At 49.0% G+C, this 14,401-nt stretch carries 9 protein-coding genes; 2 read left to right on the top strand and 7 right to left on the bottom strand.

The features are described from left to right. The 3 genes from J2Z66_RS10135 to J2Z66_RS10125 form a co-directional block, all read right to left on the bottom strand. Positions 1-1,740, bottom strand: a complete 1,740-nt coding sequence (locus J2Z66_RS10135) for an extracellular solute-binding protein (protein ID WP_209971272.1) — start codon at positions 1,738-1,740, stop codon at positions 1-3. 158 nt (positions 1,741-1,898) lie between these two features. After that, positions 1,899-2,999 (bottom strand): response regulator, encoded by a 1,101-nt coding sequence (locus tag J2Z66_RS10130; protein WP_209971271.1) that lies wholly within the window; start codon positions 2,997-2,999, stop codon positions 1,899-1,901. Beyond that, positions 2,992-4,716, bottom strand: coding sequence for a sensor histidine kinase (locus J2Z66_RS10125; protein WP_209971270.1), 1,725 nt, complete (start codon positions 4,714-4,716; stop codon positions 2,992-2,994). The genes J2Z66_RS10130 and J2Z66_RS10125 overlap by 8 nt, the downstream gene beginning before the upstream one ends. 160 nt (positions 4,717-4,876) lie before the next feature. Here J2Z66_RS10125 and J2Z66_RS10120 point away from each other — a divergent pair, with 160 nt between their 5' ends. Beyond that, positions 4,877-5,833: a hypothetical protein gene (locus J2Z66_RS10120; RefSeq protein ID WP_209971269.1), complete on the top strand. Its 957-nt coding sequence runs from the start codon at positions 4,877-4,879 to the stop codon at positions 5,831-5,833. A gap of 552 nt (positions 5,834-6,385) precedes the next feature. Here J2Z66_RS10120 and J2Z66_RS10115 read toward each other — a convergent pair. Together J2Z66_RS10115 and J2Z66_RS10110 are read right to left on the bottom strand one after the other, a co-directional pair. Continuing rightward, positions 6,386-7,027 (bottom strand): hypothetical protein, encoded by a 642-nt coding sequence (locus J2Z66_RS10115; protein WP_245375428.1) that lies wholly within the window; start codon positions 7,025-7,027, stop codon positions 6,386-6,388. A 146-nt stretch (positions 7,028-7,173) separates the two neighbouring features. Then, on the bottom strand, positions 7,174-8,841 hold the full coding sequence (locus tag J2Z66_RS10110) for a glutamine--tRNA ligase/YqeY domain fusion protein (protein WP_209971425.1): 1,668 nt from the start codon (positions 8,839-8,841) through the stop codon (positions 7,174-7,176). A gap of 82 nt (positions 8,842-8,923) precedes the next feature. Between J2Z66_RS10110 and J2Z66_RS10105 the strand changes: the two genes are divergently transcribed. Next, on the top strand, positions 8,924-10,168 hold the full coding sequence (locus J2Z66_RS10105; protein WP_209971268.1) for an aminopeptidase: 1,245 nt from the start codon (positions 8,924-8,926) through the stop codon (positions 10,166-10,168). Positions 10,169-10,946: 778 nt separating this feature from the next. Here J2Z66_RS10105 and J2Z66_RS10100 read toward each other — a convergent pair. Both J2Z66_RS10100 and glpK read right to left on the bottom strand, forming a co-directional pair. Continuing rightward, complete coding sequence (locus J2Z66_RS10100; RefSeq protein ID WP_209971267.1) at positions 10,947-12,614, bottom strand: glycerol-3-phosphate dehydrogenase/oxidase; 1,668 nt, start codon at positions 12,612-12,614, stop codon at positions 10,947-10,949. Between the two features lie 240 nt (positions 12,615-12,854). Then, positions 12,855-14,348, bottom strand: a complete 1,494-nt coding sequence (gene glpK / locus J2Z66_RS10095) for a glycerol kinase GlpK (protein WP_209971266.1) — start codon at positions 14,346-14,348, stop codon at positions 12,855-12,857. Positions 14,349-14,401: the final 53 nt, after the last annotated feature.

The raw sequence follows: 14,401 nt of genomic DNA, 5'->3' as shown, positions 1-14,401 counted from the left end.
CTACTTCTGCTTGCTCAACTCAGCTTCGATCTCCGCGATAATTTCGTTTCCGCCTTGGCTCTTCCATTTTTCTACGAAGGTATCGAATGCTTCTAGTGGTTCTTCACCCATAATGATTTTATACATCGTTTCGGTTTCCAGCTTCTGCAGGTTAGCCCATTTGCGCTGCATGGTTTTTGTCGTAGCCGTATACTCGTTGAATACTTTCCGGTCCACGGGCTGCATGACGGCATCCCCGCCGTTCAGATAAGCGTATGGTGGTGGCCAATCAGCCGCATTGCTCTTCGGTTTGGCATTATCCCGCTGCCACTGCTCGTATACGATCCGGTCTCCAGGCTCCATGTCTTCCGGCTTTATTTCACCGCTAATTGCTTTTTTCAGCTTAATATTGGTCTTCTCTACCACATCTGTGTCCACATAAGTCGTATACAGGGGATACAGGGCAATGATTAAAGTCGGATCCAGCGCCTGAAAATCATCCAAACGCTGCTGAGCGCGGGCTCTTTCCTTCTCGTCTTCACTCTTCAGACTGTCTCCGCCTGTGTACCAGTTAATATAGGTCATAACGGCATCAGGATGCTTGAAGCCTTTTTTGACAACGACGAAGTGAGAGCTGATTGGTACCATATGCGTGTTCAGCTTGCCTTCCGCATCAGCAATCCAATAAGGCTTCCAATCCGCTGCCGGATCATTCGTAATCGATTCCGACAAATTCCATGGCGCCCACCAAGGACCGAAGAACATGCCTGCTTCTCCGTTCGATACGAGCTGATTCGGGTCTTTGCGCAGCGCGAACTCCTTGTCAATCAGCCCATTCGCGTACATGCCGCGCAGCTTGGCAATCGTTGCCTTTGTCTCCGGTGTTGTTGAACCATATACGATCGAATCGCCCTCCCCCTTCAGCCAAAGGCCAGGGTAAGCGTTATAGCCAGCGAAAAGTCCCGTGAAATCATGCATGCCTGCATAGCCATTCGAGTACAATGACGCACCTGATCCGGTCAAGCCCACTGTATCCGCTTTGTTGTTTCCATTAGGGTCCTGCTGGACGAACGCCTTTGCAATCGCTTCCACATCATCGGCAGTTTTGGGTGCAGGGATATTCAGCTTATCCAGCCAATCCTGCCGTACCCATAATAGGCTGATGGATTCAGCAAGCCCGCTTAAATTAGGAAGCGCCATCAATTTGCCGTCATAGGTCGCTTTGGCTAATGCTACACCTTGGGTTGCTTCGTACTTGCTCTTCAGCTGCGGCTGCGCATACTTGTTGTACACTTCGGTCAAATCCTCAAGCTGCTCTGCAGCAGCCAATTGACGAAATGTTGTTTCATCGACCAGCATCACATCCGGGATGTCGTTGCTTGCAATCGCCAGCTGCTGTTTTTGCACGAAATCCTGTCCTGTAGCGTACCAAGCCACTTTAAAGTCTATATTCGTATGCTTTTTGACGAAGCGCGAGAAGGAATTGTCCTCAATCGTTTCTCCTTCGGGCAGCTTTAAATCTGGCGGAACATCCTTAACAATCGTAATTTCGACGGGTTCCTTATACCTGTAATAATCGAACGCTTCTTCCCCCTGCGTTTCTTCCTGTCCAGCTTTTCCGTTCCCGTTATCTGCTTGGGTTGGCGATTCTGCTGGCTGATTGTTAGCCTCTTTATTTCCACTGCATGCAGCCGCCATCATTGCAACGAGCAGAATAGCCATGATGACTCCGATTCCTTTACCCCATTTGCTCCCCTTCATTTAGCGCCCTCTCTTCGGATGTATTGGTTATGAACCTGTTTTTAGTATAGGGTAGTCTACACCTCAATGGGGCCACATTGATCTCTTCTTTTCCACCATTATTGTCTCTACTGCAAAACAGGCGCAACCCAGTAGATAAGATTACACCTGTTTTCGTATCATTTTTGCCCTTTTGCCTCTTTACGGTAAAGGCTCGGCAGCAGTCCTGTTGCACCACGGAACACCTTGGAGAAGTATTTGACGTTCGGGTAGCCTGATTGGGCAGCAATCCAGCCAACGGATTTGTCCGTCTGCACGAGCAGCGCCTTGGCCCTCCCGATTCGCAGATCCCGGATATAATCGTTAAACGTAAAGCCTGAGATATCATGGAAGCAGCGACTGAAATAGCTTCGGCTCATGCCTACCATCCTGGCAATTTGCGGCATCTGCAGCTCTTCTTCCAGATGGTCGCGGATATGAGCCTGCGCTTTCATGATGCAATTCACTACTTCAGATGAATAGGGAAGCGTTTGTGTGGATTCGCTAACCATAAGACGCAGCCGCTTCAGCCATTCCGTCCACTGCTGCCAGGTATGCAGCCCCTCCATCTCCATATAGGGTTGAAGCTCCGGAAGGATCCGCTCCCATTGGGATACGGCTGCCTCGAACAGCATCTCGACGCGTTCGGGAGTCAGACGCCTCTCCAACATCTCCCCAAGCAGCAGAGCGAACCGTTCGTCATCGACCATCCAATCGAAGGAGCACCATTTTTCCTTCAGCGTTTGCAGCTCCTTTTTTCCTGTTTCTACAGGCCCTTTCCAGGGAGAAGCAGCCAAAGCAGCAGGATCTTCATAGAAATCATCCGCAGCAGGGCCGCTACCCGCTCCGCTAGTCTGCTCGTCCTCCGCAATCCGCAGTACAATCCGCTGGAGCACCTCATCCATGCGATCTTCTTCCAGCTCTACCTTCGTAATATAGTCAAGTGCACCGAGGCGGATTGCCTCTTGGGCATATTCAAATTCATGATGAAAAGTCAGCACCACCATGCGAAGCCTTGGCAGCAGCCGCCTGGCCTGCCTCATAAGCTCGATGCCCGACATGACCGGCATGGACAAATCCGTAATTAATAAATCAACCGGATTATCACGGAGAAAGGCCAGCGCCTTTTCTCCGTTGTTGACATCCCCAACGACCCGCAAACCATGTCTGCTCCAAGGCATAATAGTGATAAACCCGGTTCTTACCAAATGATCATCATCTACAACAAGCACATTAAGCATTGTCATCCCCCTCCTGTATACTAGGCAGCCGGAGCGTGATGATCGTCCCCGTTTCCGGCTTGCTGTCGATTGCCAGCTTGGCGCGGTCTCCGAATTGAAGAGCGACGACCTTCCTCACATAATTGAGTCCGATACCGAAGCCGGCGCCGGGAGCGCTATCCGCCTCTTCATCCCTAAGCTTCCGCAGCTGCTCCTCCGTCATCCCGACACCGTCGTCCCTAACCTCGATCAGCACATTGGAGTCTTCAGCCGCAATACGGACGCAGATCTTCCCGTCATCTTTAAGACCATGAAGAAGCGCATTCTCCACCAGTGGCTGCAAAATAAACCGCGGTATGACCCAGTCGAGCATGCTTTCCTCAGCCTGACAATCTATCTCGTACTGAAAATGATAGCGGACAGACTGTACCGACATATAATTATGGAGCGCTTCCAGCTCGTCGCGTATTTGCGCGGTTTCACCCTTGTTCAAATTATAATGAAGGATTTTATTCAACGTGGATACAAGCTTGTCAATCTCCTTCTCCCCCCGCATTCTCGCCAGCCAGCGGACTGTATCGAGCGCATTATAGAGGAAATGGGGATTTATCTGGTACAGCAGCTTCTCCACCTCCAGTCTTGCTTTGCGCTGCTCTCTCTGCTCCGCTTCCATGAGCAGCTCTCCGATCCGCGAGCGCATAGCTTCGAAACCATTGTGAATGCGGTCGAACTCCATAATCGTAGCGGTCCTCCCGCTGCTTTGCGGAGAAGAATACGGCACAAGCCTCATATCCTGCGATAGCTTCTTCAGCGGTGTGTACACCGTGCGCCATAAAATCCACGCAACCAGACAGCCAACAGCCAGCGACAAAACCGTCAACAACGCAAATTGCAGCAGCCAGCTTCGAAGCTCTCTGTCATAGGAGGCCTTGGGAATGGCAGCTACAAGCTTCCAGCTTTGTTTATCATTCAATTCCTCGAAAAAGTAATGCCCTGCGTAAGCGTTCTGCCGCCTCTCATCAACTGCATACAGGCTGCCGGAAGGAAACGCTTCCTCATCTTCACTGAATAATATCCGCCCTTCGGTATCCACTATTAAATGAGCTGTATCAGCCGCCGACTGATCCATGTTCAAGAGCGATTCCGCCAGCTTAAAGTTCGTTTCTATATACACATATACATTTTCTTCGTCGGTCAAATTCATAGCACGGACGATTGAAAACACCTGATGCCCATCCCAGGGATTCAGAGAGCGATGTGGTCCATTATACGATATCGTGCCGAACTTGGATAGAACGGGGAGCTTGCGAATATCAACATCCTTCTCAATACTGTAATTCTCAAACATAACGGTACCCGAATCCGCAAAATAATAAAAAGCGAGGCCCATAGAGGGATTGGTAAATGTAACCAGACTGAGCTCATTTTTGATTTCATCGTGAAGCTGCTTTTTTTCATATACGTCAGCACTCAGATACCGATCCAGATTTTTGCCTATCCGGCCGTCCAGAGCCAGCTGCTGCGAGGCATGATTAAGCTGATCCAGCGTCCCCCCCAGCGACAGCATCACTTGGTGCAGATTGCTTCGCACGCCCCGTTCGGCTTTATTCTCCAGAACAGAGTATATCGAAGCATAAGATATAGTACCAATCAGTGCAAGCGGAATCATGATCGCCACAATCAACATGATGGTCAACCGGTTTTTAAGCGAATATGGAACAAAACGTTTTATCAGCACCGCCGCTACCTCCCAAGATCCATTGCTTCGCCAATCCGTAATAAAGCCAAAGCGTAATAAAATATAGGGTTCGCTGTGGAAGGCGGAGATTCCTGCACCAAACTAACGGAACAGCTAAAATGATGCTGCATACAAAGTCAAAGAGGAAAAATGACGTATTTTGTCGGATCAAGACTCTCGCGCGAGGGCAATGCCATTGTTTTTCCACAAACCGACCCATTTTGTGCCACACTCATTCGGTAAAGTAATAACTGTAAGACAAACCAAATTACGAGGAGTGTTAAAAATGAATTACAGCCTAAAATTCAAGAACGTCGCCCTGTCCGCTCTACTGCTATCCGCTATCGCTGCTGCCCCTGTTGCCAATGCCGACAATGGATCTAAGCAAGGAAATATAACATCCGCCCACACCATTACAAAGTCAGATAAAATCTCAACAGTTGCTTCAACTCTCACCCTGAGTAATCCTCTGGAATTAGCTAAAAAGTACGCCCCAGACACCGTCAGCGACTGGGAAAAAGCATTGGAGAAATACAATAAGCTTATCGGCTTCTCCATAACTGACCTTAAAACTTCCAGTGGCCTCGCCTCCCTAAAGACAGACAAAGCGGATAACTTATCCCTGTCGAAAGTAGATGTTTCCGTTGCCTCTATAGCCACATTAGCTGCTGTCCCTGCTTCCGAAGTAAACATGGAAAGCCTTGCGAAAAAAATCGATAAATCCATACTTTCCACACCAGTCGAAACAGATGGAGAAGCACTTCAGATTGCAGGACCATTAGGAGAAGTAACATCAGGAACAACTTCAGGAGTAGCTTCAGGAACAGCTTCAGTACAAGCCGTCGAACTTAAAGAAGCCTCTGGCGAATTAAAGGCCTTCTTCAAGGCTCAGATTGAATTGGCAGAAGCTGTAGAGTCCCAAAATGCGGCAGAAATAAAGGCTGCACTTGCCCAGCTTCTGAAGCAGTATACGGTGCAAATTACTGAACTGGAAGCTGCCAAAGCGGATATCTCAGATGCTGCGGATGGTGCGGATGGTACGGCTATTGCCAAGGGAGTACCTGTAGAGATGGAAAATGTTAACTTTAAAGCTGTCCAGACACTATCCGTAAAATAATACTTATGAAGCTCGTGATTCTCAGATAGGGAAATTGACTCCAGCTTCCTTCAGAATCCACTTCACAATGAATATCTGTACCTTAAGCTGCTCTGCACGCAAAAAAGACAATCCCTTGCGATTACGCTCGCGGGATTGTCTTTTTTAAGCGGTAATGCAGAAAAAGCCGTCCATCTGACTGTAGTCTTGTAAAGCCATATAAATACTGCAAAAGTGCAGGATTTTTCACCCAAAATCGGTTATTTAGCGAGAATTCCTGCAATTGTGCAGGAAAATAGCCACTTGAAGTGGTCAAACGGACAAGAGACGGTAGAGAACCTGCAGATTTGCAGGAATTTCCTTTACCGAGGTCATTTAGGTCCAAAAATGATGTACATATGCATCTTTTTGCCCCGTGGCAGGTTGAGATCTTAATGGATTTCCCATAATAACATGAATTCGAAGCAATTCCGGCACGAGAAAAGGGATTTATTTCCTTAACTTGTTTTTAATGGATACTTCAATGGAATTTCATTGGAATTTTGTTAGGAGAAAGGGCTAGCGTCGTGCCTCTTACAAAATCCTCTCGCGAAAAAACTGATTGTAATATACAAACTTACTGGCCGGATAACGAAAACCTAGAAACATCCCAGAATAATCAATGTCTATCGATATAAGCCGTTTCGTAATAACTTTACTACGGATGAGCCGATCAAGGAAAGCTTGATTATTATTGCGAATAGCTCTTACAATTAATGCCGTGTAATGTGGATTGCGGATAATTTCCGTATACAATGGAAGGATCGCTTTGGCGATATGTTGATGAATGGTACTGTTAAAGGTGAACTGGGTCGTACCAGGACGAAGCGAGGTAGCATTCGTATAAGGGCCAATCGGCTCAGAAAAAGGAAAATCTATAAAGTAACCAATCGCATTGGTTGCAAAAGAAGACAAGGGTACAGAGACCACGGACCGGAACATCTTCAACATCGTGTCCAGGTCCGCCTCTCTGACCGCTTTTGCCCATTTGACCGAAAACACCCTGTTGCAGGCAATTTTCCTGTAAAACGGGAGCATGTTCAAGGCAACTTTTCTCAGCACCTTCACGGATACATAACGATTGTCAGGCTTTCTCGCCGGCTTACTATCTTGTTTGCGGCGTTTAAGAAGAAAACGTCTCTCCCCTGTAGGCATCTTTATTGCTTTCATCCGCATTTGCTTGACTCCTCCTCCATACATAGCTATATACCAGTCTATTAATGAGAAGGGCAATCGGTGTGCAAGATGTTACCTGCATCATGGGATTCACGTGAGTCATTCATAAGGATAGCGGTCTTTTTAGCAAAAAACAGCTTTACCCTCTATACCTCAAAAGAGCTTTTCATCGATACAATCAAATTAAATACCGGCCGGCCAGCTACTGTATACTTAGGGTCAACATTGAAATAACCATGACGGAAAAATTGGAATTTTTCCTGCGGCTTAGCTTCCTTCATATTGTCTTCCACAAAGCCCTCAATGATTTTCAGTGAATTCGGGTTGAGATTATCCAGGAAAGAAGCCTCTTCTCCCCCTTCGTTATCTCCCTGAGTGTCATCCATAATAAGCGGCTCATACAACCGGAACTCAGCGGGCACCGCATGCTTAGCATCCACCCAATGAATAGTCCCCTTCACTTTACGGGCATTAAAGCCGCTACCGCTCTTGGTCTCAATATCGTACGTGCAGTGCAGCTCAACCACATTCCCCTGCTCATCCTTGACGAAATCATGGCACTTAATGAAATAGGCATTCTTGAGACGCACTTCATTGCCAGGAAAAAGCCGGAAGTATTTATTCGGCGGGTTCTCCATGAAATCGTCCTGTTCAATATAGATCTCCCTGGAAAAAGGAATCTGCCTGCTGCCCATCTCCGGATTTTCCGTATTATTTTCAGCTTCCAGCAGCTCCGTTTGATCCTCTGGATAGTTTGTGATGACCACCTTCAAAGGCTTAAGCACCGCCATCGTCCTTAACGCCTTAAGCTTAAGGTCCTCACGAATAAAATGCTCCAGCATTCTGGCATCAACAAGACTGTTGCTTTTGGACACACCAATCTCGCGGACAAAACTGCGGATCGCCTCAGGTGTATAGCCTCTGCGGCGAAGCCCGGACAGCGTCGGCATGCGCGGATCGTCCCAGCCATCTACGGCCTGTTCATCGACAAGCTGCTTCAGCTTTCTTTTGCTCATCACGGTATTCGTTATATTCAGACGGGCGAACTCATACTGCCTTGGCACCTGCTCCATTTCGCACTCGCGAACGATCCAATCGTAGAAAGGGCGCTGATCCTCAAATTCCAGCGTACAAATCGAGTGTGTCACACCTTCAATGGCATCCTCAATCGGATGGGCGAAGGCGTACATCGGATAAATGCACCAAGCATCTCCAGTATTATGGTGGTGAGTATGCACAACGCGATAAATGACCGGGTCACGCAAGTTAACGTTTGGAGAAGCCATATCAATTTTGGCGCGAAGCACTTTCTCTCCGTCCTTAAATTCCCCGCCGCGCATACGCTCGAACAGCTCTGTGTTCTCCTGCACGCTGCGATTGCGGAATGGACTTTCCTTGCCAGGCTCGGTCAGCGTTCCACGGGCTTCGCGAATTTGCTCTGCTGTTAAATCATCTACATAAGCCAGGCCCTTTTGAATCAAAATAAGCGCACGCTTGTACATCTCTTCAAAATAATTGGAAGCGAAAAACAAACCATCCCACTCAAAACCGAGCCAAGCCACATCTTCCTTGATGGCCTCTACATACTCAGTATCTTCCTTGGCAGGGTTCGTATCATCAAAGCGAAGGTTCGTCCGTCCCCCAAATTCATGGGCCAGCTCGAAATTCAGACAGATCGATTTGGCATGCCCGATATGCAGATATCCGTTCGGCTCTGGCGGGAATCTTGTGATGACTTGCTTGACTTTGCCTGATTGCAAATCTTCGATTACAATGTTCTTAATGAAATTCGATGGAGTTCCCTTGTTTTCCATAGTTCCCAGCCTTTCTCTCGCGGTGTAAATAATACTTTCTATCATACACCAAATCTCACTCAAATATAAAGGAGAATGCCTTATGACAGAGCCAATCAGTAACTTTGCACGAAATCTGGAAAAATATGCAGAGCTTGCCGTCAAGGTAGGTTTGAATGTGCAGAAGGACCAGACGCTTGTTATTACCTCGCCAATATCGTGTGCCGATTATGTCCGCAAGGTTACTTTGAAGGCTTATGAAGCAGGCGTCAGGAATGTCATTGTGGAATGGGAGGACGATGAGGTCAAAGCGATCCGCCTCCGTCACGCTCCGGAAGAGGCCTTGCAGGAATATCCGATGTGGAAAGCAAACGGCTTGGAAGAGCTGGCTAAGGAAGGCGCCGCCTTTTTACAAATATACGCCCCTAATTCCGATTTATTAAAAGGGATTGATCCGGGCAGAATCGCCACTGTGAACAAGGCCGCTGCCATGGCGAGGGACGGATTCCTTAACTATCTCCGTAACAGCAGAGTCAATTGGCTTCTGGTCTCGATTCCGACAGTTGAATGGTCTTCCAAGGTTTTCCCGGGCATGGATGAAGAGACCCGTATGGCTAAGCTGTGGGAGCTCATCTTCAAACTGACACGTGTGGATACGGAAAATCCCGTTGAGGCTTGGAACGAGCATATCCAGAACTTGACTGAGAAGCAGAAGATTCTTAATGCTAAAAAGTACGCAAAGCTCCATTACACAGCGCCAGGCACCGACCTCACCATAGAGCTTCCGGAAAAGCATCTTTGGGTCAGCGCTGGGAGCAATACCGACAAAGGCATTTTTTACGTCCCTAACCTGCCTACCGAGGAAGTATTCACTATGCCTGTAAAAACAGGTGTTAACGGGACTGTAAAAAGCACCAAGCCTTTAAGCTATAACGGCTCACTTATTGACGGCTTCAGCTTCACCTTTGAGAACGGAAAAATCGTCAAGGCTGCCGCGGAGCAAGGAGAGGATGTGCTGAACAAGCTGCTTGATATGGACGAAGGCGCCCGCTACCTTGGGGAAATTGCCCTCGTACCGCACGACTCTCCCATCTCCAACTCCAATTTGATTTATTACAACACATTGTTTGACGAAAACGCCTCCTGCCACTTGGCTATCGGGAATGCCTATCCGTTCTGCGTGGAGGGCGGTACAACCATGAGCAAGGAAGAACTGGATGGCCAGGGCTACAACGCCAGTCTAACCCATGTCGACTTCATGATTGGCTCTGCCGAAATGGACATCGACGGCATCACCGCAGATGGAACACGTGAGCCTATATTCCGTCAGGGGAATTGGGTTATCTAAAAAGAATGACATCTTTTTGGGGCGTCCTTTGAGGAGCGTGTTCTTACATAGTTGCATGTCGGGAGGGAAAGGGTGTTGGCCAGCTATGGGTTCCAGCCGCTGTTAAAGGTTGTTGCGGATGCTAGCACTCTTCAACCCACAACCTTCCCTCCTCAGCTACAATCGCACGAAAACCAAGCTCCAAGTTCAAACGGACAGTCAACAAGGCGCTTTTTCTTGATTGGTGGAGATTTCCTAGCGGTCAAAGGCTCATGGGACGAAGAGCTGAGAGGACCTGCTAGGAGATCTTACTTTAACGATGTTTTTCATCGCTAAAAGCACGGGGTCGTCCCACAACCTCACTTTAACGATGAAAAACATCGTTAAATCCCTTTTATCCACCCAGAGGGGACCATTGGTCCTCCTTTAACAATGAAAATCATCGTTAACGTGCCCGATTGACCTAAAAAACTTATTTTAACGATGAAAAACATCGTTAAGTCAAGCACACGCTCCAATCGGGGAAGAGTGCTGCCACTATCACCCTTCCTCCAGGATCCCTTCCCTCTCAGCTTCAAAAGTGCCGAACATGCCAAGCTCAAACGGACTGCCCAGCAGAGGCTGATTGCTTAGGGAAAGGGATAGTGGCGATATGGAAAACTGCACCTGTGTAATTGAAAATTAATCACTCCTGGTTCCATCTTTCCATCTTGCCATCTTCCATCTTGCCACCTTCGCCCCTTCTCCACTTCGGGCTGAGGTGGTTTTTTGCTGCCCATGTTTCGCCTATCAGCCTAGCCTAAACCGTCTCCTGCGGAACCACCGCATCATGAAGCTGCTGCTCAAGCTCCTCTGTGAAGCTCTGTACCTGCTCCACTGACCATCCTAACCGGACGGCCATGTATGCGCTCACCTCCTGCTTCCACTTCCTAACCCAGGCAATGTCGAAGAAAAGTGCCCCGGTCCGCCGAATAAAGAAATCTGCTGGCCTCACTGTCATTTCTTGTTCTATAGCATACGAGAGTGCTGCGAAAACAGCAGGCGATAAAGACGCGGCCCTCTGATCATATTGTTGATTCACCAGCAGGGAGAATACACGATCTATATTCGAGCCATAACGTCGCACAAGTGTCGCTGCTTCTGAATCTGTAAGCCCCAGACGCTTGCCGAGGCTAACCTTCTCATCAATGAATGACTGCAGGTTCGCCGAGCCGCCAACATCACCGCCGGAGAGCTGCAAATGCTTCGTGCTGCTGTCCGGAAGCGGCGCATGACCGGCCTCCATCAGCCTGTCGGCGACCTTGTTCACAACCGTCTCTGCCATCTTGCGATAGCCGGTCAGCTTGCCCCCGGCAATCGAGATCAAGCCGGAGCCAGAAATAAAAATCTCATCCTTCCGCGAAATCTCGGAAGGGTCCTTGCCCTCTTGATGCACAAGCGGGCGTATCCCCGTCCAACTGGATTCCACATCCGCCTCCGTCAGACCAAGATCCGGGAACATGTCATGAATGACATGCAGCAGGTAATCCCGATCCGCCAGCGTCATCCGTGGATGCATCTGATCGCCGCGATAATTCGTGTCCGTCGTTCCAACATACGTCTTGCCTTCCCTCGGTATCGCAAACACCATACGTTTATCTGGCGTATCAAAGTAAATGGCCTGATTCAATGGAAACCTCGAGTGATCAAACACCAGATGAACGCCCTTCGTTAAATGCAGTGTTTTTCCTTCTTTCGATTTGTCCTTTTCACGCAAGGTATCCACCCACGGACCCGCCGCATTCACCACATGAAGGGCGCGAATGGAATAAGTCCGTCCGCTGATCTGATCTACCACCTGAACGCCCGCTGCCCGGCCCTCTTCATAAATCAGCTGCTCCACCTTGGCATAATTGACAGCCTTCGCTCCTTTTTCCACTGCTTTCTTCATCACTTCAATCGTCAGCCTGGCATCATCCGTCCGGTACTCGACATAGTAGCCTCCACCCTTAAGCCCGTTCTTTCTTAACAAGGGTTCACGGGAAAGTGTTTCCTGTGCTGTGAACATTTGGCGTCGCTCTTCTCTTTTGACACCTGCCAAATAATCATAGACCCTAAGCGCCAGTGAAGTCGTCAACTTACCGAAGGTTCCTCCTTCGTAGAAAGGCAGCAGCATCCACTCCGGAGTAGTGATATGCGGACCATTTTCATATACAATTGCCCTTTCCTTGCCTACCTCCGCTACCATCTTCACCTCCAGCTGCTTCAAGTACCTCAGGCCTCCATGCACCAGCTTGGTCGAACGGCTCGACGTTCCAGCAGCAAAGTCCTGCATCTCCACCAGCGCCGTGCTAATTCCCCTGCTTTGCGCATCCAGCGCGATCCCTGCACCCGTGATCCCCCCGCCTATTACAAGCAAGTCGTAGACCTGCTCTGTCATTCCCTGCAAAATTTCCTCCCGCTTTTCCGCGGTAAATAAAGCTTCCATGAGTTTTCCCTCCTGTTGTAGCATGATGTCCTGTATGTCGTCCTGTATGTCGTCCTGTATGTCATCCTGTATGTCGCACTTTATGTCGCCTTTATGTCGCCCTATTCGCAGCCCTATATGCAGTAATATGCAAAAAAACCACGAACCAGCTTGATGCACAAATGCGCATAAGCTGCTCATGGTTTCTCCAATTCTCCAACCGTTGTATGAACTTAAGATGTATCATAACACAAAGTACACTTATTTAAAAGCCATAGCTGCCCGGACAGCTTTCTTCCACCCGGCATACAGCTCGCTGCGCTGCGATTCTTCCATGCTCCGCTCAAAGGTGCGATCTATATGCCACTGGGCCGCTATCTCCTCCTGATCCTTCCAGAAACCCACGGCAAGACCCGCTAAATAGGCGGCCCCCAAAGCTGTAGTTTCATCAATGACAGGACGTTCAACACATGCCCCGAGCATATCGCTCTGGAACTGCATCAGGAAATCATTCCTTACTACTGCTCCATCAACACGCAGCTTTTTCAGCTCGATTCCCGAATCCTCTTCCATCGCAGCCAGCACATCCCTAGTCTGGTAGGCTAGTGACTCCAGCGTTGCACGGACCAGATGCTCACGCGATGTGCCGCGGGTAATCCCAAACACCGCTCCACGAACGTCGCTATCCCAATATGGCGTTCCCAGACCCACGAAAGCGGGCACTACATAGACGCCATCTGTTGAATCTACCCGGTTCGCGTACTGTTCACTCTCCTGTGCCGATTCAATCACTTGAAGACCGTCGCGCAGCCATTGAATAGCTGATCCTGCAACAAAAATACTGCCCTCTAGCGCATATTCGACCTTGCCGCTGAGTCCCCAGGCGATCGTCGTTAACAGCCCATGCTTGGAAGCAATCGGCCGCTCCCCTGTGTTCATCAGCATAAAACAACCAGTGCCGTAAGTATTTTTCGCCATCCCTCGCTCAAAACAAGCTTGCCCGAACAAAGCAGCCTGCTGATCCCCAGCAGCACCAGCAATCGGCACGGCTGCACCCATAAAATTTTCCTCAGCCGTATAGCCATAGATTTCCGATGAGGAACGCACCTCGGGAAGCATCGACAACGGGATATCAAGATACCTTAGCAATGTCTCATCCCATGCCAGCTCATGAATATTGTACATTAGCGTCCTTGAGGCATTCGAGTAATCCGTCACATGCACCGCTCCGCCGGACAGCTTCCAAATCAGCCACGTATCTATCGTTCCAAAAAGCAGATCACCGCTCTCCGCCCTATCCCGCGCGCCCGGTACATGGTCAAGAATCCACTTCACCTTCGTTCCCGAGAAATAAGCATCGATACGCAGTCCCGTTTTTTCCCTAAAAAGCTCCTCCAGCCCTTGTCCCTTAAGCTGCTCACAAATGTCAGAAGTCTGTCTCGACTGCCATACAATCGCATGATATACAGGGTTTCCCGTATGGCGATCCCAAACCACTGCCGTTTCCCGCTGATTCGTAATCCCAATGGCTGCTATCCGCCCGGGAGACATGCCAGGCTCTGACAAAATGTCCGCCGTCACCTCCCGCACAGATTCCCAAATTTCATCAGCATCATGCTCCACCCATCCTGGATGGGGGAAATGCTGCGTGAACTCTTTTTGTGCTATCGAAACAATACTTCCTTGCCGGTCGAATAAAATAGCCCTGGAACTGGTAGTCCCCTGATCCAGCGATAAAATATATGAATGTTCCACGTAATGCGAGCCTCCTTGAAGTTATTTGGAGCTATGCTGTGGCCTATGTTGTG

The sequence above is a fragment of the Paenibacillus eucommiae genome, from assembly GCF_017874215.1.
In the GTDB taxonomy this organism is placed as follows: Bacteria; Bacillota; Bacilli; order Paenibacillales; family NBRC-103111; genus Paenibacillus_AI; species Paenibacillus_AI eucommiae.
Note: the sequence above shows the minus strand (reverse complement) of the source record. Positions and strands in the feature narration are given on the sequence as shown.